A 26,547-nucleotide genomic window follows, 5' to 3' on the forward strand; every position below is an offset into this window, starting at 1 on the left:
GTTCTCATCCTGAGAAAATTCTTGAGAAGAAAGATGCTAACTGGAAACCTACTGTATGACTGTATACAAATTAAAAAGTAAACCTCGAGAATTTAAGGTCTTAGAGCATGACCCTTATAAGCGAGCTCTCGATTCAGATGACTTTAAGTTGTTAAGACGACTTCGAAGAGCCCCTGTTGATTCAACCAGCTTGAGAGATGTTTGGGTAAATGAATATGCAACATTTACTCAACACTTTAAATTTGCTGAAGCAATCCCAGACATATCTAAATGGAGAACATTTCTTGTCTTGAGAGAAAATGCATATCAGGTAGTACGAGATGTAATTGATTCTGACGGTGAGTTCTTACCGATTACAATCGATGATGAAAGTTTTACCGTGTTCAACGTGATGTCCTTTGGAGAAGAAGACAAGCAGAAAATCAAATTTGAAGACATTGACGGAGAACAAGGATTATTAGAGAAACTGGCATTTATAGAAAGCGATCTTTCAAATAAATATGTCTTTAAATCAAAAGATGAAGGTTGTACGTCAATTTATTGTGATGACAAACTCATATCGTTATGTGAAGAGCACAATTTAAAGGGGCTTTCGTTCGATACAAATCTACTCGATGTATTTGAAGATTGATTCATCAGAATTTTTGTATTAGTTCAGACTAGATCTGAGACTCCAATTTGAAAAGAAGAGAGTTACCCACTTTGATTAAAGGTGCTTAATCACTAATCAAGGACAATAAGAGGTAACTCTCATGCTTCATACTAACAATCCAATCATCAAACACAAAGCTGGCCTTCTCAATCTGGCTTCGTAATGGACCTAGAAAGCTTCAAAAAGCGCCTTATTGCGTTAGAAACACAGGTCGCTGAGAACGGTATCATTCTAACGGAAGAGCAAGTTGCAGCCCTTGAACGCAAGAAGCATGATGACGAGGCTTACGGTGAGATAGAAACAGCGCATCCAGGCTACCACGGCTCTCAAGACACGTTTTATGTTGGCAACCTTAAAGGTGTTGGACGCATCTACCAGCAGACGTTCGTTGATACCTACAGCAAAATCACCTTCGCTAAACTCTACGAGACAAAAACACCAATCACCGCTGCAGATATGTTGAATGATAAGGTTTTACCGTTCTTCGAGGCGCATGAGCTACCAATGCTGCGAATATTGACTGGCCGAGGCACTGAATACTGTGGTCGTGTTGAACAACGTGATTACCAGCTCTATCTGGCCATTAATGATATCGACCACACTAAAACTAAAGCGATGTCACCACAGACAAATGGTATCTTCGAACGCTTCCACAAGACCATATTGAATGAGTTCTACCAAGTGACGTTCAGAAAGAAACTGTATGGCTCAATGGAAGAATTACAGAAAGATCTGGACGAATGGATGGACTACTACAATATCATCGTACTCATCAAGGAAAAATATGCTGTGGCAGAACGCCAATAGAGACATTAGAGGATGGGAAATCAATCTGGGCTGAAAAGAATCTAGCCCAGATATAATCTGACAGGCACCGAGTCGAAAAGTGGGTAAGTGTCAGATCAGGTATCAATTAGTACACTTTAAGATTATCAGGCTCCTTGCGGAGCCTTTTTACATCATTTTCTTTAGTGCTCTAGCATATTTTAATACTTGCCCCGCGGCTTCTAAGTCTGTTAATGCTCCAATCTCTAACAAAGCAATTCCTGTCAAAATTTGTTGAGCTGTCACCAATTGGCCAGAATGTCATCCTAAGATTAACAACATTGTTTTCTTTTGAAGCTTTAACCGAGGTTTCTGTGGGCTTGCAATCGCTAGTTTGGTTTGTGGTTATGCTTACGAAGCAAATCAAATCTCTTATTGAAAATTGATGCGCGCTTAGTCCCCGACTTACTGGCGTGTCCTTCCGTAAGCACCTGAATCAATCTATGTATGGTGATGATGGCCAACTCACTGAATTTGCCACTCAATGGCATCACGATTACTAACTTAAGCGCTACCAAACAAAAAAGCCTTTCATACTCGCCTCGTACAACAGCAAAAATCAGCTAAACGCTCTAATCGCTCCGCAACGAAATCTGCCAAAAATCACGAGCTCAGTTGCGTTCTGAAACATTTATAAGCCTGTGGTTATATGGAGGCGAATGTACTTTTCGGGGTATTTGTAACGATAGCGTTTTCCTTTCTTCAAGTTGGACTTAACGTACCTACACACTTTTTGGTCACCACTGCTGGTTACTCTTTTTATTACTGCGTTTTTACTTTTGTGCTCCATTTCTATCATGACGTCACAATAACCTTGATAGCCATCAAACTTATTGTCTACTTTCTTTTGAAGCTTAGTCTTAATCTTTTTAGCCAACAGGTTCGTTTCTGAATCGTCAGCAAAAACTGAATTACTTGCAAAGATCAATACCATTAAAGTTACAACGTATCTCATCGTTTTGGTCCGTTTATGTTGTTGATTGTTCGATGATAAGTAATTTTTCTGTAGATACGAAAATGGGACGCCACATTGCGTCCCATTTAACATGATGAAGTAACTGATATGTAATTAAGCGCGCTTCTTGCCTTTGTTTGCTTTGAAGCCCTGATGCGGAAAAACGTTACGAATCCTCTGTTGAACTTTTTTGGGAATGCCTTTGGAAAAGCTTAAGCGCATTCCTGTTCGTTGGCTATACACCTTCATTTCACCAGTAAACGGGTTATGCTCACTAATATCCTGTAAGTTGTGTTTGAAAGAAGGAGGTAGATGCCCTTTTACGTTACTAATATGGCCATTATCGAACTTTACTTTTAACACCGGCCTATCGACTGCGATCAACCAAAAGATCACGATGGCTGCAATTAAGATTACATATAACATTTGGCACTCCCTATCCTAGCTAGATAGCAATTTACTCAAATCCTCTTTAATTGAGGTAACTTTTTGACTCGCTTTTTCACTTCTCGACGCTTCGGAAAGCAAATATTCAATTGCGTCAGATAACGTACAACCAAGTTCATTCGCTCTACTAGAAAGCTTTTCCCAAACTCGGTAATCTAAATCAATGGATTTCTTCTTTGTATGGACTTGCTCTGCATTGAAGTGACGTTTCCGTTTCGCTCGGATAGCCTGCTTGAGTTTATTATCTAACTCTTCTGACATGTGGTTTTCTATCCAAGCTAAGACAAGTGTAGGCTCGTGTTCAAGGCGTTTTAGTTCTGCGACCGCTGCATCTGCTTCGCTTGTATCAATATGTCGGGTAATCGCTTCACCATCTTTCCATTTTTTGATGAGATACTTCCATTTCCACCCACATTCTAGATTCTCAAGCTGCTGATATTTCATTTGTTCCGACCCATAAACATAACCTAGTGACAGCGTAACCCAGATGGTTTACTTGGGCAAATAAAACTCTTAGAAGTATCGATGTTGATCACTCATTTGTCTAAGTATTGTTCATTGAGAGATGAATGCCGAGAGCAAACCAAATTGGTGCTAGGGTGTTATAGTCCGTTTCGTTATAATGTCGGCAAGATTGAATTACGATGAATTTTAATGAACCAACTTAATTGGCAAGACGTAACACCTTCACTTGAGCAGTACGAAGCACTTTTAAAGTCTGCACCTTCGTTACCAAAGAAGTCTTTTACTGATCTCCAACCGAGAATGTCGGCAACGATATCTCGTTTTTCAAAAATTTCCGGATTGACGCGAGTACTACTCATTAACTGCGTAGATAATTCTGTATATAGAGAGTTCATCAGTAAAGCTCTTCAGAGCCAGTCTAACGCTGCGATAGTTTTTTCGGAATCACTTGATGCCAAACGTTTATTTGACCGTTACAGTGTTGATGTAAGTGGTGATATTGCCTTCCAACCTGGTTTAATTTCACAGGCAGATAACGGTTACTTAATTGTACCGGCTAATCTAATTTTGGCTAACCCAGGGCTTTGGCCAAATATAAAGTCTGCAATTCAACAAAACCTTATCGAGCCACTGAACCTAAGCCCTACTCGTTTACCTACTTCAGTACCGCAAGCTAAAGCTTATGATGTAAAACTGATTGTAACAGGAGAAAGAAGTCAGTTAGCAGAGCTAGAATACATCGATGAAGACTTCTGTTCTGGCTTTGCCATGTATACGGAAGTTGAAGAAGATATTCATCTGTCAGAGCAGAATTTGACAGATTACTTTGGTTTAGTGAACTGGATATGTTCTCAATATCAGCTGCCTCACTTAACTGAATGTGGTTTTAGAAGATTGTTGCTAGCCGGTATGAGATTTACTGAAGATCAACATTATCTGCCTTTAGGAGTAATGTGGCACTCTCAACTTCTAACGCTTGCCAGCCAGTTCAGTGATGGTCACGCATTAGATTACAAGTCGTTAGATAAAGCGATTGACGACAAGTATTACCGAGAATCTTACCTTCCTCAGCGTGCCGTGTACGATATTTTAGATGGACAAGTCATCATTGAGACAACTGGGGAACAAGTTGGTCAAATCAATGGCCTAACCGTTATTGATATGGCTGGGCACCCTGTCAGCTATGGTGAGCCTGCACGAATATCTTGTGTAATTCATTTTGGTGATGGCGATGTTTCCGATGTTGAGCGCAAAGCTGAGCTTGGAGGCAATCTACATGCAAAAGGCATGATGATTATGCAAGCTTTCTTGAGCTCTGCTCTGAAACTGGATGAACCACTGCCTTACTCTGCCTCCATCGTATTTGAACAGTCTTATAGTGAAGTTGATGGTGACAGCGCATCTCTTGCAGAACTTTGTTGCTTGGTGAGTGCTTTATCTGAATCTCCAATTAATCAACAAGTTGCTGTTACAGGAGCTGTTGATCAGTTTGGTCGAGTGCAAGCCGTCGGTGGCTTGAACGAAAAAATTGAAGGCTTTTATCAGGTTTGTAAACATCAAGGTTTTACAGGAAATCAAGGTGTTGTGATGCCAAAATCAAACCTTAAACACCTTGCATTACATAAAGATGTAATAGAAAGCATTAAAAATGGTGAGTTCCATATTTGGTCCGTTTCTACCGTAGATGAAGCTATTCCGATTGTAATGAATAAACCTTTTAGAGGTGAAGACGATAGCATTATTGGCAAAATAGCGGAACGTATTGAAAACTTTGAAAGACATGAGCATCCAGAAGGAATTGTGCAGCGCATCAAAAACTGGTTTGTCTAGTACTGATCGGAGTTGTTTAGCGTACACGTGTTCACTAAGATGCAGCTATCAAAAATTGGAGTAATTGATAATGCAAAACAAACGTGATTCTTATAACCGTGACGATCTACTTGCTTCTAGCCAAGGCGAACTGTTTGGGCCTGGTTACCCTCAGCTTCCTGCGCCAAACATGCTAATGATGGATCGTGTTACTAAAATGTCTGAGACTGAAGGCGATTTTGGTAAAGGTTTGATCTTGGCGGAATTGGATATTACTCCAGATTTGTGGTTCTTTGACTGCCACTTCCCTGGCGACCCAGTAATGCCGGGTTGTCTTGGCCTTGATGCGATGTGGCAACTTGTTGGTTTCTTCCTTGGCTGGGTTGGTGGCAAAGGAAAAGGTCGTGCTCTGGGTGTTGGCGAAGTGAAGTTTACAGGTCAGATCCTGCCAACAGCGAAAAAAGTGACGTACGAAATCCACATGAAACGCGTTGTAAACCGTAAACTTGTGATGGGTTTGGCCGACGGTCGTGTATGTGTGGACGGCAAAGAAATCTACGTAGCAAAAGATTTGAAAGTTGGCTTGTTCCAAGACACTTCAAGCTTCTAATCACGATTTTAATCGATTTATTAAGGCTCCTATTTAGGAGCCTTTTTGTTGTCGAGTGTTAACCTACTTCCCTATGTCCCTATAATGTAGAAAAGGCTCCGTAGAGCCCTTTCGAATCCTTCTTTTTGTATGTGGAGAGTTTATTTGTAGAGACCAGATTGTCTTTCATCTCTGGCATCACGCCAACCACCTAACCAATACGACCGAGCATCAACTTGTTGATATGGGCAAGCCTCTTGAGACCTTCCATTCAACCCAGCTTTGTAGCCTTGAGATTGAGCTCGTTCTAGGCGATCACGCTTTTGTCTCTTCATAGTTAATTCCTCATACAGGTCCATTTACTAACGTACAGCTGTTATTGTGAAACTTTGATGGAGTTTTTATGACTCCACTTATAAGAATCGATCAAAGTAGGCAATTTCTCAAGGCATAAAAAAAGCAGAGACTCAAATGTGTGAGCATCTGCTTGATTTAAAAATTACTGACGATTTTTAACTATTTTCTACGGAACCCAAACAATCCAAGCATGGTCAAAGCTAACCAACCAAGGCCTGCACCTTGACGCTCTGTCGTCGTTGAGTCAATGCTTCGAGATACGATGTCGTCCTTAGTTGCGTCAGCAATAGGTACTAGTTTGACTGCTACAATTTGCTCTTCAGAGCTACATGTCGCATTGTTTGCTGTTGTGCTATAACCACCTGCACATTTCATAGCTGTACCAGAGATCACACCTGCATCATTGATATCAGTTGCGTCGATAATACGGAACTGATTGTTTTGTTCAGAGTAATCACCGCCATTAGTCAAACTGTCTAGGAACCAAGCTTTTCCATTAAACAATGTTGCAGCACGTTCACTAGTCTCGCCACCTAGGCTATATGGATAGATAAAACCGCGCTTACGACGTGGCTTGCCATCGTCTTCACGAGTCGTTTCTGCATCAAGTTGCCCGACGATTTCATTGTAAGAGTTGATACCGCCCATCTTACCGCCCGCACCGCTAAAGAAAATGCCAGTAGTTGGGTAAAAAGCGCTAATAGAATCCTTACGAACATCATCTACGATAAAGAGACGATTCGGAGCAGAGCCCGTTGGCATTAAGTATCCGCCCGAACGTTTTGCTTCACCAATAGCAACAAAATTAGAGTTAACGTCGGTTAATCGTGAGTTTGTATGAACCGTATCATCACCCTCGCGCTGTCTAGCTCCTACAACAACTTTGTTTTTCCAAGTTGCGTTTTCAACGCTACCTTCGGCTTCTAGAGTTCCGACAAAAACAGTCGCATTCAGGTAGTTATCATCACTGTAAGTGTTGTAACCTACGCCATAGACCGTAGTTCCATCAGTGACAAGGTCACGCATGCTCCCTTGAGCTAACCTTTCTCCATCTTTAGATGTGCCACTTGGCCAAGCCAATTCACTGACGGTTCCGCTTTGATCCCAAATCGCTGCTTTTGATGTGTGGTGAGATCCATTGGTATTGCTTGCTGTTCGAGAAACACTGCCAACAGTAAAATTGCCGTCTGTGCTCCAAGCATGGCTTTGCACAACACTTGCGTCACCATCGCCAGTAAGAATATTTGGCTCTACTGGTGCAACTACGGTATTTCGTGTTTCTAATGTAGAAGTATTTTCTGTGCTAACTTTACTCTGATTACCGACAGCTGCACCATCCTCGGTAAGCTGGTTGATAACATTGTTATATTCATTTTTATAAGCAGCAGAATCTTCTTCTATGAACGCTAACGCATTAGAAGTAAAGTCTTTACTACGTTCTTTATTCCACGGCGTCCAGTTTACTGAAGCCCATGAGTCACAGGTGGAATAGCGAAGCTGGTTGTAACAGTAACGCTCAAAGTCTTTGAGTTCTTGGATGTAATAAAAGCCAGCGTCTAATCCGAATGGGATTTCTTCACGATAGCTGTTCCCATCCACGGCTTGTGTCGCTGAAATCGGTGTAGTGCGAGTTTCCATTGCAAGTTTAAACTGCTCTGGCGTGCAGTTTGCTGCTGCATCAAAGCAGCCTAGAGCGAAAGGTGAACCTGTTGAAGGATCTGTACCTGCATTGCCCTGTTGAATTGCAACCCCGTAAGCCGTTTGGTAGTCACCGTTTGAACCATGATCCTGAGGTGAAACCTCAACAACTTGATACAATGCCGCCTGTGCGTTCATTGTGGTACCAACCATCATTGCAATGGCGGTCAATTTGAATTTATTACTACAATTCATTGAATTCTTAACTATCCTGTTGCATTGCTTCGAGTTCTTCCCATCTCTCGAATGCGATTTCCAACTCCTGCTCTAATGCAGCAAGCTGTTCCAATACCGGCTGAGTTTGCTCTACAGGTTTAGCAAAGAACTCTGGATCGTTCACTTGCTCCTGAAGGCTCTCGATATCCGACTCTAATTGTTCAAGTTTAGCTGGTAGAGCCTCTAATTCTCTTTGCAGCTTATACGATAACTTCTTCGAATTGTTCTTAGGTTGCGTAGTTTTGGGAGTTTCCTCAACCACTTTCTCTTTCTTTGTTGGTTTTTCAACCTGACTGCGCGAAGCAAGAACTTGGTCACGCTGCTGTTTAGCATCATGATAACCACCAACGAACTCTTCGATTATACCGTTACCCTCAAAAATCCAGCTGGTTGTTACTGTGTTGTCTACGAACTCACGGTCGTGACTCACTAACAATAATGTACCCTGATAATTGGCAAGCATTTCTTCTAAAAGTTCCAACGTTTCGATATCCAAATCGTTAGTTGGTTCATCAAGAATAAGTAAGTTGTTTGGCTTCAACAAGATACGGGCTAGCAATAATCGGTTTTTCTCACCACCAGAAAGTGCCTTAACCGGGGTTCTGGCGCGCTTAGGTGCAAATAAGAAGTCTTGAAGATAACTCAGCGCATGACGCTGACGTCCCCCAACCATTACTTCTTGTTTCCCATCCGCTAAGTTATCGATCACTGTCTTTTCTGGATCCAAAATCTCTCGGTACTGATCAAAGTACGCGACTTCTAATTTTGTTCCGCAGTGTAAACGACCAGACTGCGCTTCCAATTGCCCCAATAGCAATTTAAGTACCGTACTCTTACCGCAGCCATTTGGTCCGATAAGTGCAATACGGTCACCACGCATGATGTTAAAGCTAAAGTCGTCGACAATTGTCTTGCCTTCGTAAGCAAAAGATACATTTTCTGCTTCAAATACAATCTTACCAGAACGAGAAGCATCATCGATGTTTAGGTTAACTTTACCTTGAACTTCACGACGGTCACGACGCTCTTCACGAAGTTTTTTAAGGGCTCGAACACGGCCTTCATTACGAGTACGACGTGCTTTAATGCCTTGACGAATCCACACTTCTTCCTGAGCTAGTTTCTTATCGAACTCAGAATTCTGCATTTCTTCGACGCGAAGCATTTCTTCTTTGTCATTCAAATACTGTTCGTAATTACCAGGGAAAGAAGCTAATTGACCGCGATCTAAGTCGACGATGCGTGTCGCCATCGACTTGATGAATGCACGGTCGTGAGAAATAAAGATGATCGAGCCTTTGAAGTCTTTTAAGAAGTTCTCTAACCATTCGATCGTTGTCACATCGAGATGGTTTGTTGGTTCATCAAGAAGCAATACATCAGGATCACAAACCAGCGCACGAGCTAAAGCAGCTTTACGTTGCCAGCCACCGGATAGATCGGTCAGTTTGGTTTCAGGGCTTAGTTTTAAAGCGCCAAGTACGTTCTTAACACGGTCATCAAAGCGCCAAGCATTAGAATGATCAAGCTGCTCTTGAACTTTCGCCAAACGGTTAATGTTCTTCTCACTTGGGTCTTGAGCAACAAGATCGAGAAGATCGTGATAAATCTTCAATTGTTCGCCGATTTCAGCCAAACCGCCAGATACGTATTCGTAAACCGTACCCTCTTGATTGCGCGGTGGATCTTGTTCAAGCCGAGAAACTACTACGTCTTGAGTTATTTGAATCTTGCCATCATCCAACAAAATGTCGCCGGCAAGCACTTTCATTAACGTGGACTTACCTGCTCCGTTACGACCAACTAAACAAACGCGTTCGTTTTCTTGAAGAGCGAACTCCGCTTTGTCTAGCAATGGGTGGTCACCAAATGCAAGTTGTGCGTTATGAATGGTAAGTAATGCCATTATTATCCAACCAATGTGTGAGTTGTTCTAAGTCAAACGGCCAGTTCAACTCAGAATCTTGATATTTTAATACGGGTATTGTGACGCCGTAACGAGAAAATAGTACATCATCAAACGCAATATCAATGATATCTGTTTGCTCGGCCAAACCGACTTGGTCTACTAGAGCAAATGCCATCTCACAAAGATGGCATCCCTCCGTGCTATACAATATCAGCACGTATTAATCCTTTTGTTTATACTACGCGTGCGTTACTAGCCAACAGTTATGAATCTGTTTATTACGCGCAAAATCTAATGGTAACGTTTGAGAAGAAATATTCTGAACCTTCAAACCCAATTCAGCGAGTGATTCTTCATCCATCTTGAAGTGACGTTTGTTATTTGAAAATACGATTGTGCCTTCACTTCTCAGTAAGCGTTTGAGGTTCTTCATTAGCTTAATGTGGTCACGTTGTACATCGAATGATGTTTCCATACGCTTAGAGTTAGAGAACGTAGGTGGGTCAATAAAGATCAAGTCGTATTCACCTTTTGCGTTTTCTAGCCATTGCAAACAGTCCGCTTGTTCATATTTATGTTGGCGCCCTACACAGCCATTAAGCTGCATATTGTCTTTCGCCCAATTCAAGTAGGTGTTTGACATATCGACAGTTGTAGTGGACCGAGCACCACCAACTGCAGCGTGCACTGTTGCACTGCCAGTGTAAGCAAACAAGTTAAGGAAATCTTTACCCTGTGCCATTTCGCCAAGACGACGACGAGTGATCTTATGATCCAAGAACAGGCCTGTGTCTAGGTAGTCATGAAGGTTCACGATCAGCTTCACACCGTACTCGTTTACTTCGAGCGTCTCTGATACCTGACCTAATTTTTGGTACTGGCTTCGACCTTTCTGCTTCTCACGAACTTTCAGTACAACTTTGTTCGCTTCAACACCGGTCACCTGAATCGTCGCACGGATAATGTCCGTTAGACGACGCTTGGCTTTTTCTTCAGGGATGTTCTTAGGTGCTGCGTACTCTTGAATCACAATTTGATCGCCGTACACGTCGATCGCTACGTTGTATTCTGGAAGGTCTGCATCGTAGATACGATAGCAGTCTAGTTTCTCTTTACGAGCCCACTTGCCAATCTTGCCAATGTTTTTCTTCAAACGGTTTGAGAAGTCTGGTGCGATTTGAACGTTAGTATCTGCACCTTTAACTTCATCAGCGCTGCGCTCGGCAATGCTGTAGTTCTTTTGGTGACACGGTAACGCACCGTTGTTCAATTTAAACTGTTTATCAGCGCGCATACGAAGGCAACTCAAGAGCTCGTCCGAGCTAGAGAAGATAGATGCTTTACATCCGCCAAACTCAGATTTTAGCTGTCCACCGAATGCGGTATAGAGCGCAATCAGCCCCGGCTCAGTTCCTAGACGCTCACCGTAAGGTGGGTTTGAAACGATAACACCGTGTTCAAATCCTGCGGGACGAGTAATAGTTGCAGCATCACCTTGCGCAAACTCAATCAACTCTTCAACACCTGCTCTGCGGGCGTTTTCTTGAGCGACTTTTAATACTTTGGGGTCGTTATCGAATCCAAAAAACTTAGCGTCAACTTTCTTGACACCCCGTCTAGCTTGAACATTAGCCTCTGATTTAATCTCAGCCCAGGTCTCCGGTTCAAAGTCTTCCAAAACTTCGAAGCCCCATTGTTTGCGCTTAACGCCAGGTGCCATGTTGGCTGCCATCATTGCCGCTTCAATAAGCAAAGTACCAGAACCACACATTGGATCGAGTAATGGTTGATGCCCATCCCAGCCACAACGCATGATAATCGCAGAAGCAAGCGTTTCACGTAATGGCGCACGACCCGATTCTGGTCGATAACCACGCTGATGAAGACCACTACCTACCATGTCTATCCCAAGCAACGCTTTATCTTTATGCAAACGAACGTGAATACGAATATCTGGGTGTTCTTTGCTGATATTAGGACGTGGCAAGCCTTTATTCTCAAAGCAATCTACGATGCCATCTTTGACCTTCATAGCTCCGTATTGGCTATTTCTAATCTCACGGTTTGTGCCGTTAAAGTCCACAACAAAGCGTTTAGAGCTATGAAATTGGTTAACCCAGTTAATAGTGGAAGTGGATAGATACAAGTCCATGTCGTTGTTACACGTGAACTCAGATAAAACACGTACAAATCGAGACGCTAAACGGCTCCACAAACAACAGCGATAAACCTGTTCGTTTGTCGCTTTAAATTTTACGCCTGCCTGTACTGGTTTCGCATTTTCAATGCCTAGTTTAGTCAGTTCTTCAACAAGCAAATTTTCCATGCCATTTGAAGTTACCGCGAGATATTGATTCATAGTGTTCTTTCGCTGATAAAAAATGGCTTCAATTATACCTGACTTTACGATCAATGCCTCGTTTTTAAAGGTATTTTCCCACCCGTTAGTTCAAATCATCACCACTCAAATGATCTAAAACTTTCAACATCTTTAGTTTGAATGTTTTTCATTCATGAACGTATTTTGTTTCCTTTAGAAGAAGTGAATACTTATTTACATTCATTTTGGTATATACCATTCGTGATTGGTTGATGTAAATTACTTACAAATGCCCTTTATAGGGGAATAAATAGGGTTGTTTTAGGCGCTAGGTTGCCTAATTAAAGGAGTAATCAAATTGAAATAAGTAAAATAAAAGTGACCAGCTTCATGTTTGCATGCATAGAAAACAAACAGTTTCATGGTCTTTCGGATTGGAGTGTCAGAGGAAAGGACAAAAAAAAATCGACCCAATAAGGTCGATTAAGGCAAACAAAGGAACGAAATAAAGAAAAATTAAACAGCTTTAACCCACCATTGCCATAGGGGTCATTGCAAAGAGGTGATTTGCACAAGCCATGCGATCATGCATTACTTTAATTGGCTGCCCAAATTGAAGCGCCTTATTGCCATCAAGAACAAAGGCTTCTTGGTTAACATAAGCACATAAGCTCGATGTTTCGCCTGGTTCTAGAACGATGAACATACCATCAGAATATTGATTTGTGAGAAAGACCATGTCCCCTTCTTGAGGTTCATAATCAGAGGACTGTGCATCGAAGAACCAGCTCTTAGGCTGTACAGGTTTATGAAAACGCTTTGCAGCAACACAATACAGTGTTAATTCAGCTTGGCGATATTCACTGATATCGAGACAGCGAATGCGCTCATTAAACGTTTGAAATGCGCTGGCGTCATCAACGGTAAATTCACTGTTTGAGAAGGCACAGTTAACCAACAATTTTCGGGATAGATTGGTTTGGAAAATCATTTCCTCCCCCAGATCCAGCATTAAGCAAGCTTTTTGCTCGTCAAAATACCAATTCCATTTGTCGCTGGGTTTAAGCATTATTCCGTTCTCTCTTGACTAGTTAAATCAGTGGTAAAGAGGTAAGACGCTTAATTACCTACTCGTGATTTTTAAATTCTACAAACGAACGGATAAAAAAAAAGAGGAAACAAAGTCCTCTTTTTTATGTAACAGGTACTGATTTTTCAGTAGTTTTTGATGTATATGTTAAAGATTCTTAACAATATCACGTACGAGACCTGGGCCGTGGTAAATAAAGCCAGTGTAGACTTGAACAAGCTTAGCGCCTGCCATGATCTTTTCTTTGGCTGCAACATAGGAATCTACACCACCAACACCGATAATTGGAAGTTTGTCTCCAAGCTCTTCATGAAGCTTACGTACGACCTCCGTAGAGCGTGATTGCACAGGGCGACCACTCAAGCCACCTGCCTCATTGGCGTGTTTCATCCCTTCTACGATCGTGCGATCCAAAGTTGTGTTAGTCGCGATCACACCATCTATATTGTTTTTCAATAAAGAATCGCAAATTTGGCAGATTTCATCGTCACTTAAATCTGGCGCAATCTTTAATGCTAACGGGACGTACTTGTTGTACTTCTCTGATAACTCCGCTTGTTTCGCCTTTAATTCGGAAAGCAGTTCATCAAGGGCTTCACCATATTGAAGTGAACGAAGGCCTGGAGTGTTTGGCGATGAGATGTTTACTGCAATATAGCCAGCATACTCATACACTTTTTCCATACAAATCAGGTAGTCCTCTGCCCCTTTCTCAATTGGCGTATCTTTATTTTTACCGATATTAATTCCGAGAACACAATTGAATTTTGCTCGTTTAACATTCTCGATCAAATTATCAACGCCTAGGTTATTAAAGCCCATGCGGTTGATGATCCCTTCTGCTTCCACTAAACGGAATAGGCGTGGTTTATCATTACCTGGTTGTGGTCGTGGCGTTACAGTGCCGACTTCGACAAAGCCAAAGCCCATGGCATCAAATGCTTCAATACATTCGCCGTTTTTATCTAAACCAGCCGCAAGACCAACAGGGTTACGGAATGTTAGACCCATACACTCAACTGGACGAGTTGGTAACTGTTGGCGGTAAAAGAGATCAAGTGGTGTGCCGTTAAAGCGTTGGAAGTTCTTGATTGCAAGATCATGTGCCTTCTCGGCATCGAGTTGGAAAAAGCCAGTTCTGGCTAGACGGTAAAGCATTGTGCCTCCGAAAGAAAAAAGCCCCGTATAAACGGGACAATATTATTTACCGTTTTTCATCGTAATTCAATGAAAATGAACGTAATAAGTAAAAACCTATATCTTTATAAGATTTTCAAATATAAAACAAACAATTACAATTAAGTTTCTGCGATAAAAATCGTAACTAACCGCTTAAAAGCAATCGATTTCACTCTGTTTTAATTTCAACTCAATGTGACAATGTAACTATTTTCGTTCCAAATGTGAATAATAGATAATAAAAAGCCCCGTTAAATAACGAGGCTTTTACTTATGACTTGATTATTCCACTACTCTTTCGATGAGCAGTTGAGGTTTAAAAGTACTAGCTCTCGAAGTGCTACAGAGAACTTAGCAAATTCGTGTACTGAGCCAACTTTGAACTCGTTTAAGATACTCTCCCAGCGGTGCAACGATTGCTCGTTAGTTTCAATCCAATCTTCTAACGCAGCCATCACGTCAAGCTCTTCGGTTGAGCAGCCACAAGTCAGTACCTGAGCGGTAAGTTGACGTTGTTGCCAGTCCAGATCTTCACGGAATGCCGCTCTTGCAAGTGCTTGCCAGTTGTTATCAACGGCTTGGCTATTAATTTGCTTCAAGAACCAATGCAACGATAAACGGTCACCCAAGTTAAAGTAGAGTTTCGATGCTTGCTCAACCGTTTTACCTGTTTCACTTGCTACTGATGAAATATCCAGTGCAGATTGTAAGCTTGATAAGCGGGCAACTTGGTGAGCGAGTTTCTCTTCAACCCCTTTCTCTATCCAACCTTGAGCCAACTCATTGTGTTCTTCAACTTCAGACTCAACTAACATAGTGTCTAGGGTTTCAGTGATAACATTGACATCTTGCTTGTAGATAGCAATCAACTCACCGACCGTGCATTTGCCGCTACGGTTACGAAGCAACCAGCGTGCAATTCGACGCAGTGCTCGGCGCACGTAAAACATAATTTCGTATTGAGCTTGCGCTGTCGCAACGTTATCAAGTTTGCGAGTTTGCTTGAGGATTTCTTCTAAATCAAAGATTTCTCTAGCCGCACTGTAAGCGTTGGCAATATCGACAACACTTGCACCAGTTTCTTCTTGCAAACGAGTAACGAAGTTACAGCCCATTTCATTAACCATCTGGTTAGCCAATGCTGTAGCGATAATTTCAGCTCGCAGTGGGTGATTAACCATTTGATCTTTATAGTTACGTCGTAACGCACTTGGGAAATATTCAACAAGTTGTTTTGCATGGAATTCATCATTTGCGATTTCATCCGTAACAAGTTGCTGTTTAAGTACCATTTTACCGTAGGCAACTAACACTGATAGCTCAGGGCGAGTCAGACCTAGTCCCTGTTTTTCACGCTCGATTAGCGTTTCATCATCAGGAATGTATTCGAGAGCACGGTCCAAGTACCCTGCTTTCTCCATAGTGTGGATGAATCGAATTTGCTCCTTAACAATGCCAACACCTTGCTGTTCAGTAACAGAGATCGACTCCGACTGACGGTAAGCATCATCCAAGACAATTTCACCCACTTCGTCTTCCATAGACTCTAGAATTTGGTTACGTTGCTTAACCGTAAGATCGCCATTTGAAACCAGTCCATTGAGGAAGATCTTGATGTTGACTTCATTATCCGAACAGTCAACGCCACCTACGTTATCAACGAAGTCCGTGTTCACTCGACCGCCAGTTAGTGCGTATTCGATACGACCAAGCTGAGTCATACCCAAGTTACCACCTTCGCCAACCACTTTGGCTCTTAAGTCACGGCCGTCAATGCGCAGCATGTCGTTAGCACGGTCACCAACATCTGTATGAGTTTCTGTCGATGATTTAACGTAAGTGCCGATACCACCGTTCCAAAGAAGATCGACTTTCATTTTCAAGATCATCTTTATCAGATCGTTAGGCGCTAAAGATGCTTTCTTCGTACCTAACATTTTCTGAATTTCTGGCGTCAACTGGATCGATTTTGATCGACGAGAGAAGATGCCACCACCTTGAGAGATCAAGTCTTTGTTGTAATCTTCCCAGCTTGATCTTGGCAAATTAAACAAGCGGTTACGCTCTTCCCAGCTGCTGGCTGAATCTGGATTTGGATCAATAAAGATGTGCATGTGGTTAAACGCAGCTTGCAATCGAATATGCTTCGATAACAGCATACCGTTACCGAACACGTCACCTGCCATATCACCTACACCGATTGCAGTAAAATCAGTGGTCTGACAGTTGATGCCCATTTCACGGAAGTGACGTTTAACAGATTCCCAACCACCTTTTGCGGTGATTCCCATTGCTTTGTGATCGTAACCGTTTGAACCACCTGAAGCGAATGCGTCACCTAGCCAGAAGTTGTATTCTGCAGAAACAGAGTTTGCCAAATCTGAGAAGGTTGCTGTGCCTTTATCGGCAGCCACTACTAGATATGGGTCATCTTCATCGTGACGAACAACGTTTTGTGGTGGTACCACCTCTCCTTCAATGATGTTATCTGACACATCAAGCAGTGCACGGATAAAGCGTTTGTAACAACGCTGACCTTCCGCAAAAATTTCATCACGACTGGTGAGAGATGGCTGGCGTTTACAAACGAAGCCGCCTTTTGCACCCACTGGTACAATGACAGTGTTCTTAACCTGTTGCGCTTTTACTAAGCCAAGAATCTCCGTACGGAAGTCTTCTTGACGATCTGACCAACGCAAACCACCACGAGCCACTTTTCCACCACGAAGGTGAACACCTTCAATATCTGGTGCGTAAACAAAGATCTCGAATGCAGGTACAGGCTGCGGAATCTCAGGAATATCGCTTGGCTTCATTTTCAAAGATAACCAAGGCTTAGGCTGCTTATTCTCGTCTACTTGGTAGTAGTTGGTACGAAGCGTCGCCATGATCATTTCGATATAACGACGAATAATACGATCATCATCCAAGCTCTCTACACGATCCAACTGCTCTGTTAGCTTTTTAATTAGATCGTTTTGGCCTTTGTCGCTGCCTTTGTGTTTCGGATCAAATCGCTTGGTGAACAGCTTGACTAGACCTGTCGCTAAGTCTGGGTAGTGGCTTAGCGTGTCTTCGATGTACTGCTGACTGAATGGGAAGCCGACTTGGCGCATGTATCGTGCGTAAGCGCGAAGAATGGAAATCTCACGGCCAGATAAAGACGCACCTAATAACAATCGGTTGAAACCATCACTTTCAAGATTACCCGCCCAAATGGCAGCAAATGCTTGTTGGAAACGATCACGAGCTTCACGAAGGTCAACGGTTTTCTCGCTCTTATGCAGCATAGAGAAGTCAAGGATCCAGAAGGTCTGACCGTTGTTTTTCTCGATCTCATATGGCGATTCGCCAATCACACGCAAACCAAGGTTTTCCAACATCGGCATTACGTCAGAAAGGTGAATTGGTTCATCGCGATGATATAACTTTAAGCGGACAGCTTTGGAATCTGCTCCCTCTTCTTGAGGTCGGTAGAACAACATACCAAGTTTATTATCATCACTTAACGCTTCTAAGCGCTCGATATCTGCAACCGCAGAACCTGGCATCATGTCCTCTTTGTATGAGCGAGGGAACGCACTCATATATTCTTTTGAAAGAGGAAGGCCTTTACTTTCACCAAAGTTAGCAATGATGGATTCTTTTAGTCTGTCATCCCAAGAGGTAGAAACTTCCATTAGATTTTGCTCGATCTTTTTCACGTCTACGTCAATGTTGTTATTGTCTACACGAACAATGTAATGTGTTCTCGCTAGTGGGCTTTCTGAGAAGTACGTTGTAAATTCAACCTCTTGCTCGCAACCAAAGTACTGCTTAAGAATGCGTTGAGTTTGACGACGCAATTCTGTGTTGTAACGATCTTTAGTGACATAAACCATGCAACTGAAGAAACGACCAAATGGGTCTTTACGAACAAACAAACGCAGCAAGTCACGATCTTGCATTTGTACAACACCCATTCCCACCTCAAGCAGCTCTTCTTCATTAGCTTGAAGCAACTCGTCGCGTGGGTAGTTTTCTAAGATATTGTGCAATGCTTTGTATGAGTATGATCCGTGGCGGTATCCACTTGCTTCAAGGATACGGTCAACTTTTTCACGGATCAGAGGAATACTTTGTACCGCTTGGTTGTAAACGGCGGAGGTATATAAACCAGTAAAGCGATGCTCACCTATTACTTTACCGTTTTCATCAAACTTTTTAATACCGATGTAATCAGTATAAGCCGGACGGTGGATACGAGATGCTTTGTTACCTTTGGTGATGATCAGAGCGTATGGTTTTTTCGCTTCTAATCGCGCTGAATCTGATAATTCAGAGAGCTTGACGCTACGCACGCGCTTGTCATCAGCAAACAGACCTAGTCCTTTTTCTTTAGCAGGAACAAGTTCGGTATCACCATTGACCTCTTTTAAGTCATAATCTTTATAACCCATAAAGGTAAAGTTATGATCTTCTAGCCAACGAAGAAATGCGATCGTTTCATCCATACGATCAGTTTGGATAGAAACACGATCTTTATTTTTCTCAAGTTCATCAGTAACAAACTTAAGCTTATCAACCATCTGCTTCCAGTCATCAACGACTAAGCGAGTATCAGATAGAATTCTTAACAGCTCTTCTTTAAGCGCTTGCATCTCGTCTTTACTAGTAAGGCGGTCTACCTCTATGTGGAAAAGTGATTGAAGAACACCACCCTCACCGTTTACGTCTGTAACTTGGCCTTTTTTATCACGCTGAATCTGTGTTGGGTTATTCAACATTAGGTGACAAACAAGATCCAAACGTGCTAAAGCCATTTTGACTGAGTCCACTAAGAATGGACTATCTGGAACAACAATTTCTACGATTGTGTGTGTGGATTGCCAGCCTTGACGACTTACGGTCGGGTTAAATACTCGAACCGAAATCTCTTCTGGTTTTTTTTCATTGATATGGTGCCAAAGGCTAACGACAGCACCATAAAGGTCGGATTCGTTTCGCTGAATTAGATCATCATCAGCAATGTTACTGAATAAGTGTTGAGCAAGTTTAGTTACAAGCGTTTGGTGAGAAAGCTCGAGTTTGTCTTGAATCAGTTGGTAAACCTTTTCAAGCAGAACCGGCACTACATTTTCACGCGCGGTCATATTCACACTCCACATTAGAATTGTTGTTTTGTAGGGGGACTTAGTAGCTAGGTTGTTACCTTAGAAACTAAGCATAGGTAATGCATGTGCCCATTGTAAAAGCATAATTACAAATGTTTAACAACTAATCGTAGTGGTAAGAGGTGAAATGTCCGATTCTGTGACTAAGATTCCTATTTAACTCTCTGCAAATACAATACATCACAGAGTTTCTAACTTAAGAAACTTATTATTTTGGTCAGTTGTTAGTCTAAACTGGCCTCTAACGCCCAATTGACTAAGAAATGGTCTAAATCTCGCGGCGGGTAACTGCAAACGCAAACCGTTGTGTGTGACAACTTGAACAACACTTGCCGCACCAGAATAATGAGATAAAAACGTTTGATATGAAATGTTGAGATTGAAGTAGTAATAGTTCATGAAGTGAAAACTAAGTGACATAAACAAATAAGGTGGTCTTAATGACCACCCTATTGTGTTGTTTACTATTCGTCTAGTGCTTTAGTCACTTTTTCGAATAGATCTTTAGCAAGATTATCCATTGCTTTGAGCTTTTCAAGTTCTGCACGAATCATTGCTTGGCGAGCTTCATCGTATTTACGGAACTTAAGCAAAGGATCAATCATTCGAGAAGCTACTTGTGGGTTCGAATCATTTAGTTGGCGAAGAATTTCACCGGCAAATTGGTAACCTACACCGGATTTATCATGGAAACGTACAGGGTTCGCACTTAAGAACGAGCCAATTAAGCTGCGCGTACGGTTCGGATTTTTCAAACTAAATGCTTCGTGGTTCATGGTTGCTTTTACTTTTTCAAGAGCATCCTCTGCAGGATTGCTACCTTGCAGTGCAAACCACTTATCCATAACCAAACCATCGTGCTTCCATTTATCGCTATAATCAGCCATAAGTGCTTCACGACACTCGAGCTGAGCGTTATTTGCGGCACTCATCGCAGCAATCGTATCTGTCATGTTATTTGCAGATGCGTACTGCGCGTTGACTAAATCATTACCTTTTTCCGTATATGCTAGGTACTGAAGGCAACGGTTACGTAAAGCACGCTTGCCAATAGCAGCATGGTCGATCGTATACTCTGTTTGCTTAAGCGTGTGATAAGTCGCACTTAGCTCATCTTCTAATTCCTTAGAAAGTGACACTGTAATGCTGTTTAGCACTTTGTCTACGGCATCGATATCAATTTGCTGGTACCAACCAGTAATCTCATTGATTGAAGGCATAGAGAAAACTTGAGCAATGAAAGCAGGCTCAAGCGTTTCATCCAACAGCACACCGCGGAAAGCATCTATCACACCTTCAGAAAGCGATACTTCTTGTCCCGCTTGAACGTTTTTCACATTCTGACGAATGTATTTAGCCAATAGCATTTGGCTAGCGTCCCATCGAGCAAAATCGTTCGTTGCGTGCTTCATCAAGAAGACTAACTCGTCATCGCTGTAATCGTATTCTAATTTGACTGGTGCCGAGAATTCACGCAACAAAGATGGCACTGGCTGTTCTTCGACATTTTCAAATACGAACGTTTGCTTATCTTGTTTAATATCCAGCACGTTATTAACTGATTCACCGTTAATCACCAGTGGGATAACTCGACCTTTCGAATCATACAACTCGATATCGAACGGAATATGCAGCGCTTGTTTTTCTGCTTGGTCTTGCGTCGGCTCCGTAAATTGCTCTACCGTTAGTGCGTAAGTTTTTGCATCAGCGTTGTATTCGCTATTTACGCGCAGCGTTGGTGTACCCGATTGGCTGTACCACAGACGGAACTGTTTTAAATCAACACCGGTGGCATCTTCCATTGCAGAAACAAAGTCTTCACACGTCGCGGCGGTACCATCGTGACGTTCAAAATAAAGTTTCATTCCTTTTTGGAAGCCCTCTTCGCCAAGGAGTGTATGGTACATACGAATAACTTCGCTGCCCTTTTCATACACCGTTAGCGTGTAGAAGTTATTCATCTCAATGACTTTGTCAGGACGAATCGGGTGAGACATTGGGCTTGCATCTTCCGCAAATTGAGGACCACGAATAATACGTACGTTATCAATACGGTTATCAGCACGAGAGCCTAAGTCAGAAGAGAATTCTTGGTCTCGGAATACGGTTAAGCCTTCTTTTAGACTTAGTTGGAACCAGTCACGACAAGTGACACGGTTGCCAGTCCAGTTGTGGAAGTACTCATGACCGATCACAGCTTCGATGCCTAAATAATCACGATCTGTCGCAGTTTGATCGTTCGCCAGCACATATTTTGAGTTAAAAATGTTCAAGCCTTTGTTTTCCATTGCACCCATGTTGAAGAAATCAACAGCAACGATCATGTAAATATCCAGATCGTATTCTAGGCCAAAGCGTTCCTCATCCCACTTCATCGAGTTGATCAGCGATGTCATCGCATGGCCTGCACGATCTAAGTTACCTTTATCAACAAAGATTTCTAAATCAACACTGCGACCTGACATCGTTGTATATTTGTCACGCAATACATCAAAGTCGCCTGCAACAAGGGCGAACAAGTAAGCTGGTTTTGGATGCGGATCCTGCCATTGAACCCAGTGACGACCGTTCTCTGCATCGCCTTCTGCAATTCGGTTACCATTGCTCAGCAAATATGGATAAACCGCTTTATCTGCGATCACTTTTGTTGTGTATTTTGCTAGAACATCCGGACGGTCTAGATAGTACGTGATACGGCGGAAGCCCTCAGCCTCACACTGAGTACAAAATGCGCCGCCTGATTTGTACAAACCTTCGAGTGCTGTATTCGCTTCAGGATCAATTTTGGTGACGATTTCAAGTTCAAACTCGGATGGAAGATCGGTCAGTACCAGCGATGACTCCTTCACCTCGTGATGAGCCCAATCCTCACCATTTACTTTTACAGCGCGTAGCTCAAGCCCTTCGCCATCGAGTTCTAGCGTTGTTGTATCGCCTTTTTGAGCAACTTTTGATACCGCCGTAACGATTGTGTCATTGTCATATAGATCAAAAGTAAGATCGATATCAGTAATCGCATGAGATGGCTCTTTATAATCTTTACGATATTTGGCCAGGGGAGCTTGAGACATGAGCATAAATCCTTGTATGTCGAACAACAAAAATACCAGACTGCATGATCAAAAATGCAGTTCTGGTATCAGTATATAAGCTATTTGTAGGGGTTGTGGTATCAGAATACAAGTCTTTCCATCAAAAAACGGAGCTTTTAGTGCTCTAGCTCCGTTTTTTGATTAACATTTAAACAATATTAATGACTTACCGTACGCACGCGTAATTTGGCGCATGTTAAAGGCATCATGGCGTAACTCTATTGAGTACGGCGTACATATCACCATTGGAATCTTCGATCGTTAGCTCATTCTTGTTGAGCTTATACGTGGTTCCATGCTCGCCATTTTCATACAACAGAACCAAAAACTCATCTTCTGTGTAAAACACACCTTGTTTGATGGACTCATCCCCTTCTTCGTTCGAAACCCTAAACATGAACACGAAATCAGGTTGAAGTATCAAATCCATCTGATTAATGTTGTTGGCCACAAGACCGTCGCCAGATACGTGAGAGCTAGACCAAATACCTGCAAGTGAATTGGATAATCCCTTAGTGAATGTTACACCATTAAGATCAAGCGTATTATGGTTGTTGCGATAGGCATAAATTTGAGGCTCGTCGGTGTTTAAACCAAGAACGATGGTGTCTTCATTTGCGTTATACAGCCCTTCCCAATGGTCAACGGAATAGTCTTTCTTTTGAATATCAATAGAAAAGCTGTAGTCAGAACCTAATGAGAGTTTGATCGCACGAAAGTTTTCAGCCGACTCTTCGGGGTTTGGGTTCATCAAATACCAGTCTCCGATGAGAAACGGCGTGTCAAAGTGACTTAATTCATCTTCTCTGGTGTTTTCTCCACCAAACACACTAAAGCAGCAAAAGCTAAGTAAAATAAAGAACCACTTCATATCGGCATCCTTATCGTTTTCTTTTAGCTTAGCCAGTAGTCCTCACTTTCGCGAAATTTTAGATGTAGATCACGTAAATTATTGGGGGAAAATAAGCGAATATCTTGCTCGATATCGAGACAGCGGAAGGCAAAAAGGCATAAAAAAAGAGTGAATCTGAAAGACTCACTCTTTTTATTCTAAATTGCCAGTTATTATGACTGATTTTCCTGCTTAAGTAGATCGACCATAATCGCGACAGACTCATCTAAATAAACATCAGGAGCCTCGTAGTCTTTTGGTATGTCATCCAATGTTTTGAATGCTTTTTTACCCAAAGCAACTTGACGTTCATTTATGCGTTGTAATCGAAGGGCTTCCGCTTTATCCGATTCAGCTTTACGAACTTTTTCGTTCAAAGACAAAGTATTATCGTCTTTTTCTTTACGATATTTCTCGATGTCTTCATTGATAAAGCGGAACTCCATCTCATCAGAAATACGCTTATTATGAAGAGCAGTAAGTTTTTCAACTAAGGCGTCGTTACTTGGAAACGTTTGATATTGTGCTTTATCAATCTGATCCCAAGGTAAAGCATTGTCTTCAACACTTTCACCTGTTTCAGAAGCCTCAATTGGCGTTGGGTACGAAATATCTGGTGCAACACCACGATTTTGCGTACTTCCACCGTCAATACGATAAAATTTCTGAATCGTGTACTGAACATAACCTAGCTCTTTATCGAACAGATCATAAATATGATTCAGTGAACGATGTTGCTGAACTGTACCTTTACCGAAAGAGTTTTCACCTAAGATGATTGCACGATTATAATCTTGCATTGCCGCTGCAAAAATTTCAGATGCTGAAGCACTGTAGCGGTTAATCAATACCGTCAATGGGCCATCATAACTCACTTTTCCATCGGTATCGGCATTCACTTTGATGCGGCCATAGCTGTCACGGACTTGAACTACAGGGCCTTCTTTAATGAATAAACCTGTCAATGCCGTTGCTTCTGTTAGCGCACCACCGCCATTGTTGCGTAGATCAACGATTACGCCGTCAACGTTTTTGGTTTTCAACTCAGCTAGTAATTTATCGGTGTCTTTCGATAAGCCGACGTAGAAACTTGGTACTTCTAAAATACCAATCTTCTTACCGTCTTTTTCGATGATTTCTGACTTAACCGCACGATCTTCTAAGCGAACTTTGTCACGAACAATTGTGACAATGTAACTCTTCGCATCGTTACCTTCTGGCAAGATCTGTAGATTAACCTTTGTGCCTTTAGGGCCTTTGATTAACTGAACAACATCATCCAGACGCCAACCGATCACGTCGACAATTTCTTCACCGTCTTGTCCAACACCAGTGATTCGGTCCCCTTCACCAAGTTGCTTACTCTTTGATGCCGGACCGCCAACAACAAGTGAACGAATTACTGTGTAATCGTCTGTCATTTGCAAAACGGCGCCGATGCCTTCTAGAGAAAGGTTCATTTCCGATTGGAATTGCTCGGCATTACGTGGAGAAAGGTAGCTTGTATGAGGGTCAACCTGTCGCGCGAAGGCATTCATATACAACTGAAATGCGTCTTCATTGTTGGTCTGTGTGATGCGCTTCATCGCGTTGTTATAACGCTTCTCTAAAACTTCTTTAATCTCTGGCCACTCTTTGCCAGTCAGTTTCAGATTTAACGCGTCATATTTCACACGCTTGCGCCACAACTCGTTGAGCTCTGCTTCGTCTTTTGGCCATGCGGCCTCAGAGCGGTCTAACTCTATCTCGTCATCGGTATCAAACTTGATCTCTTCATCGAGTAGAGTTAACGCATAAGCAAAACGATCGAAACGCTTCTGCATTGAGAGGTTGTAAACATCAAAAGCAATTTGGTTGTTGCCCGATTTAAGCTGATCATCAAGCTCGACTGACCAATTTTTAAATGAATCGATGTCTGCTTGAGTGAAAATATTTCTATTGTAATCAAGCAACTCTACATAGCGTTCAAAGATCGCTTTAGAGAAATCATCATTGAGGCTGAAGTGCTTATAATGAGAGCGGGTAAATCGCGAGGTGACTCGTTTGCTAGCTGTTTCATGCTGAACTTCAGGAGAAAGAACCGGCAGGTCATCTTTATGTAGTTTGGCTTCAAGAGCCTGAGCTGATGCTGCTAGCCATAAGCTAGCAGCAATCAGGGTCACTTTTGAACGGCAATTCATGCGTAGGAGTATCTCCTTTATGCGCGCAAGTGCTCCGCTTTCACAACCATTTGTAGGCCGTTAGCAAGTTGAACACGTACATCATCCTTATTGATTTCAACAATGGTCGCTGCCATGTTTCCTTTGCCCATGTTCACGTTAACTGCGTTACCTACTGTGATTTCATCAGCATTTAGAGCGCGCGTTTCTACAGGCTTAGTTGGTTTTTGTACTTTTGGTTTATTAGTACGACGAGGCTGTTGAGGCTTTTTAGCCGCAGGTTTCGCTTTCGCCTTACCCTCTTCACGAGCTTTTTGTGCTTGTTCTTTACGACGAGCCTGAACTTTCGCCTTGCTTTCTGCAAGTGTCGCTTTCGCGTGTTCAACGTGCTCTTCTTCTAGCTCACCACAAGGGTTGCCATCTAGGTCTACACGTACTGCACCTGGTTTTACACCGTGTAGGTAACGCCATGATGAAGTGTACTGTCTTAACGCTGCACGAAGCTGTGTTTTGCTTACTTTTTCGTCTTCATTTAGACGTTCCGCAAGATCTTGAAAAATACCAATTTTCAGAGGTTTTGCTTCACCTTCTAAAGTAAAGCACTTAGGGAAACATTCAGCAATATATGCAATAACTTCTTTGCTGTTTTTTAACTTTTCAGTCATGAGGGGTCCTGATTTGAGCGGATTTCCGCGAGCATTAAGAAAAAATATTCTCGTATTATAGTGACATGCCAAGGA

19 protein-coding genes and 2 pseudogenes are annotated in these 26,547 nt (G+C 42.2%); 4 read left to right on the forward strand and 17 right to left on the reverse strand.

Annotated features, from left to right (window positions below; all coding sequences use genetic code 11):
* Positions 1–55: 55 nt before the first annotated feature.
* Together H9L11_RS14975 and H9L11_RS14980 are read left to right on the forward strand one after the other, a co-directional pair.
* The gene (locus H9L11_RS14975; RefSeq protein ID WP_050550050.1) at positions 56–631 is read left to right on the forward strand and encodes a hypothetical protein; all 576 of its coding nucleotides are present in this window, start codon (positions 56–58) and stop codon (positions 629–631) included.
* Between the two features lie 186 nt (positions 632–817).
* Positions 818–1,515: pseudogene (locus H9L11_RS14980) on the forward strand (integrase core domain-containing protein); the annotation flags it as partial.
* Between the two features lie 91 nt (positions 1,516–1,606).
* Here H9L11_RS14980 and H9L11_RS23550 read toward each other — a convergent pair.
* The 4 genes and pseudogenes from H9L11_RS23550 to matP form a co-directional block, all read right to left on the reverse strand.
* A pseudogene (locus H9L11_RS23550) lies at positions 1,607–1,735 on the reverse strand (regulator); the annotation flags it as partial.
* Positions 1,736–2,108: 373 nt separating this feature from the next.
* Positions 2,109–2,432, reverse strand: coding sequence for a hypothetical protein (locus tag H9L11_RS14985; protein WP_025766620.1), 324 nt, complete (start codon positions 2,430–2,432; stop codon positions 2,109–2,111).
* 114 nt (positions 2,433–2,546) lie between these two features.
* Positions 2,547–2,858 carry a DUF3634 family protein gene (locus H9L11_RS14990; protein WP_005377468.1) on the reverse strand — a complete coding sequence of 104 codons (312 nt, stop codon included), beginning with the start codon at positions 2,856–2,858 and terminating at the stop codon, positions 2,547–2,549.
* 15 nt (positions 2,859–2,873) lie between these two features.
* Complete coding sequence (matP, locus tag H9L11_RS14995; RefSeq protein ID WP_005396497.1) at positions 2,874–3,323, reverse strand: macrodomain Ter protein MatP; 450 nt, start codon at positions 3,321–3,323, stop codon at positions 2,874–2,876.
* 210 nt (positions 3,324–3,533) lie between these two features.
* On the opposite strand from matP, the gene H9L11_RS15000 reads away from it, so the two are divergent.
* Both H9L11_RS15000 and fabA read left to right on the forward strand, forming a co-directional pair.
* Positions 3,534–5,174 carry a Lon protease family protein gene (locus tag H9L11_RS15000; protein WP_005377458.1) on the forward strand — a complete coding sequence of 547 codons (1,641 nt, stop codon included), beginning with the start codon at positions 3,534–3,536 and terminating at the stop codon, positions 5,172–5,174.
* 70 nt (positions 5,175–5,244) lie between these two features.
* Positions 5,245–5,763, forward strand: coding sequence for a bifunctional 3-hydroxydecanoyl-ACP dehydratase/trans-2-decenoyl-ACP isomerase (gene fabA / locus H9L11_RS15005; protein ID WP_005390081.1), 519 nt, complete (start codon positions 5,245–5,247; stop codon positions 5,761–5,763).
* A 140-nt stretch (positions 5,764–5,903) separates the two neighbouring features.
* On the opposite strand, the gene rmf is transcribed toward fabA, so the two are convergent.
* The 13 genes from rmf to proQ all read right to left on the reverse strand — a co-directional run bounded on the left by rmf (position 5,904) and on the right by proQ (position 26,472).
* Positions 5,904–6,077, reverse strand: coding sequence for a ribosome modulation factor (rmf, locus tag H9L11_RS15010; protein WP_005377453.1), 174 nt, complete (start codon positions 6,075–6,077; stop codon positions 5,904–5,906).
* A gap of 181 nt (positions 6,078–6,258) precedes the next feature.
* Complete coding sequence (locus H9L11_RS15015; RefSeq protein WP_025766617.1) at positions 6,259–7,992, reverse strand: DUF3466 family protein; 1,734 nt, start codon at positions 7,990–7,992, stop codon at positions 6,259–6,261.
* 7 nt (positions 7,993–7,999) lie between these two features.
* Complete coding sequence (locus H9L11_RS15020; RefSeq protein WP_205390893.1) at positions 8,000–9,919, reverse strand: ABC transporter ATP-binding protein; 1,920 nt, start codon at positions 9,917–9,919, stop codon at positions 8,000–8,002.
* Positions 9,897–10,097: a glutaredoxin family protein gene (locus tag H9L11_RS15025; RefSeq protein ID WP_005377447.1), complete on the reverse strand. Its 201-nt coding sequence runs from the start codon at positions 10,095–10,097 to the stop codon at positions 9,897–9,899. The genes H9L11_RS15020 and H9L11_RS15025 overlap by 23 nt, the downstream gene beginning before the upstream one ends.
* Before the next feature lie 63 nt (positions 10,098–10,160).
* On the reverse strand, positions 10,161–12,281 hold the full coding sequence (gene rlmKL / locus H9L11_RS15030) for a bifunctional 23S rRNA (guanine(2069)-N(7))-methyltransferase RlmK/23S rRNA (guanine(2445)-N(2))-methyltransferase RlmL (RefSeq protein ID WP_205390894.1): 2,121 nt from the start codon (positions 12,279–12,281) through the stop codon (positions 10,161–10,163).
* A 487-nt stretch (positions 12,282–12,768) separates the two neighbouring features.
* Positions 12,769–13,311 (reverse strand): cell division protein ZapC, encoded by a 543-nt coding sequence (locus H9L11_RS15035; RefSeq protein ID WP_005377444.1) that lies wholly within the window; start codon positions 13,309–13,311, stop codon positions 12,769–12,771.
* A 168-nt stretch (positions 13,312–13,479) separates the two neighbouring features.
* On the reverse strand, positions 13,480–14,490 hold the full coding sequence (gene pyrD / locus H9L11_RS15040; protein ID WP_017634281.1) for a quinone-dependent dihydroorotate dehydrogenase: 1,011 nt from the start codon (positions 14,488–14,490) through the stop codon (positions 13,480–13,482).
* Between the two features lie 311 nt (positions 14,491–14,801).
* Entirely contained in the window at positions 14,802–19,643 is a 4,842-nt protein-coding gene (locus H9L11_RS15045) for an NAD-glutamate dehydrogenase (protein WP_025766614.1), read from the reverse strand.
* Between the two features lie 201 nt (positions 19,644–19,844).
* On the reverse strand, positions 19,845–20,063 hold the full coding sequence (locus H9L11_RS15050) for a DUF2835 domain-containing protein (protein ID WP_005377440.1): 219 nt from the start codon (positions 20,061–20,063) through the stop codon (positions 19,845–19,847).
* A gap of 65 nt (positions 20,064–20,128) precedes the next feature.
* Positions 20,129–22,735, reverse strand: coding sequence for an aminopeptidase N (pepN, locus tag H9L11_RS15055; protein WP_025766613.1), 2,607 nt, complete (start codon positions 22,733–22,735; stop codon positions 20,129–20,131).
* A 226-nt stretch (positions 22,736–22,961) separates the two neighbouring features.
* Entirely contained in the window at positions 22,962–23,627 is a 666-nt protein-coding gene (locus H9L11_RS15060) for a hypothetical protein (protein ID WP_005377438.1), read from the reverse strand.
* A 194-nt stretch (positions 23,628–23,821) separates the two neighbouring features.
* On the reverse strand, positions 23,822–25,828 hold the full coding sequence (gene prc, locus H9L11_RS15065) for a carboxy terminal-processing peptidase (protein WP_017634279.1): 2,007 nt from the start codon (positions 25,826–25,828) through the stop codon (positions 23,822–23,824).
* A gap of 17 nt (positions 25,829–25,845) precedes the next feature.
* Positions 25,846–26,472, reverse strand: coding sequence for an RNA chaperone ProQ (gene proQ / locus H9L11_RS15070; RefSeq protein WP_005377435.1), 627 nt, complete (start codon positions 26,470–26,472; stop codon positions 25,846–25,848).
* Between the last annotated feature and the right edge of the window lie 75 nt (positions 26,473–26,547).

Origin of the sequence: Vibrio sp. sp1, assembly GCF_016920955.1 — a bacterium.
In the GTDB taxonomy this organism is placed as follows: Bacteria; Pseudomonadota; Gammaproteobacteria; order Enterobacterales; family Vibrionaceae; genus Vibrio; species Vibrio alginolyticus.

Bases quoted from the DNA above. Each gene is read 5' to 3' on its own strand.
- rlmKL (WP_205390894.1), bottom strand. From the start codon at position 12,281: ATGAATCAATATCTCGCGGTAACTTCAAATGGCATGGAAAATTTGCTT.
- matP (WP_005396497.1), bottom strand. From the start codon at position 3,323: ATGAAATATCAGCAGCTTGAGAATCTAGAATGTGGGTGGAAATGGAAG.
- proQ (WP_005377435.1), bottom strand. From the start codon at position 26,472: ATGACTGAAAAGTTAAAAAACAGCAAAGAAGTTATTGCATATATTGCT.
- fabA (WP_005390081.1), top strand. From the start codon at position 5,245: ATGCAAAACAAACGTGATTCTTATAACCGTGACGATCTACTTGCTTCT.
- rmf (WP_005377453.1), bottom strand. From the start codon at position 6,077: ATGAAGAGACAAAAGCGTGATCGCCTAGAACGAGCTCAATCTCAAGGC.
- pyrD (WP_017634281.1), bottom strand. From the start codon at position 14,490: ATGCTTTACCGTCTAGCCAGAACTGGCTTTTTCCAACTCGATGCCGAG.
- prc (WP_017634279.1), bottom strand. From the start codon at position 25,828: ATGAATTGCCGTTCAAAAGTGACCCTGATTGCTGCTAGCTTATGGCTA.
- pepN (WP_025766613.1), bottom strand. From the start codon at position 22,735: ATGTCTCAAGCTCCCCTGGCCAAATATCGTAAAGATTATAAAGAGCCA.
- H9L11_RS15035 (WP_005377444.1), bottom strand. From the start codon at position 13,311: ATGCTTAAACCCAGCGACAAATGGAATTGGTATTTTGACGAGCAAAAA.
- H9L11_RS14985 (WP_025766620.1), bottom strand. From the start codon at position 2,432: ATGAGATACGTTGTAACTTTAATGGTATTGATCTTTGCAAGTAATTCA.
- H9L11_RS15000 (WP_005377458.1), top strand. From the start codon at position 3,534: ATGAACCAACTTAATTGGCAAGACGTAACACCTTCACTTGAGCAGTAC.
- H9L11_RS15050 (WP_005377440.1), bottom strand. From the start codon at position 20,063: ATGAACTATTACTACTTCAATCTCAACATTTCATATCAAACGTTTTTA.
- H9L11_RS15045 (WP_025766614.1), bottom strand. From the start codon at position 19,643: ATGACCGCGCGTGAAAATGTAGTGCCGGTTCTGCTTGAAAAGGTTTAC.
- H9L11_RS14975 (WP_050550050.1), top strand. From the start codon at position 56: ATGACTGTATACAAATTAAAAAGTAAACCTCGAGAATTTAAGGTCTTA.
- H9L11_RS15025 (WP_005377447.1), bottom strand. From the start codon at position 10,097: ATGGCATTTGCTCTAGTAGACCAAGTCGGTTTGGCCGAGCAAACAGAT.
- H9L11_RS15015 (WP_025766617.1), bottom strand. From the start codon at position 7,992: ATGAATTGTAGTAATAAATTCAAATTGACCGCCATTGCAATGATGGTT.
- H9L11_RS15060 (WP_005377438.1), bottom strand. From the start codon at position 23,627: ATGAAGTGGTTCTTTATTTTACTTAGCTTTTGCTGCTTTAGTGTGTTT.
- H9L11_RS15020 (WP_205390893.1), bottom strand. From the start codon at position 9,919: ATGGCATTACTTACCATTCATAACGCACAACTTGCATTTGGTGACCAC.
- H9L11_RS14990 (WP_005377468.1), bottom strand. From the start codon at position 2,858: ATGTTATATGTAATCTTAATTGCAGCCATCGTGATCTTTTGGTTGATC.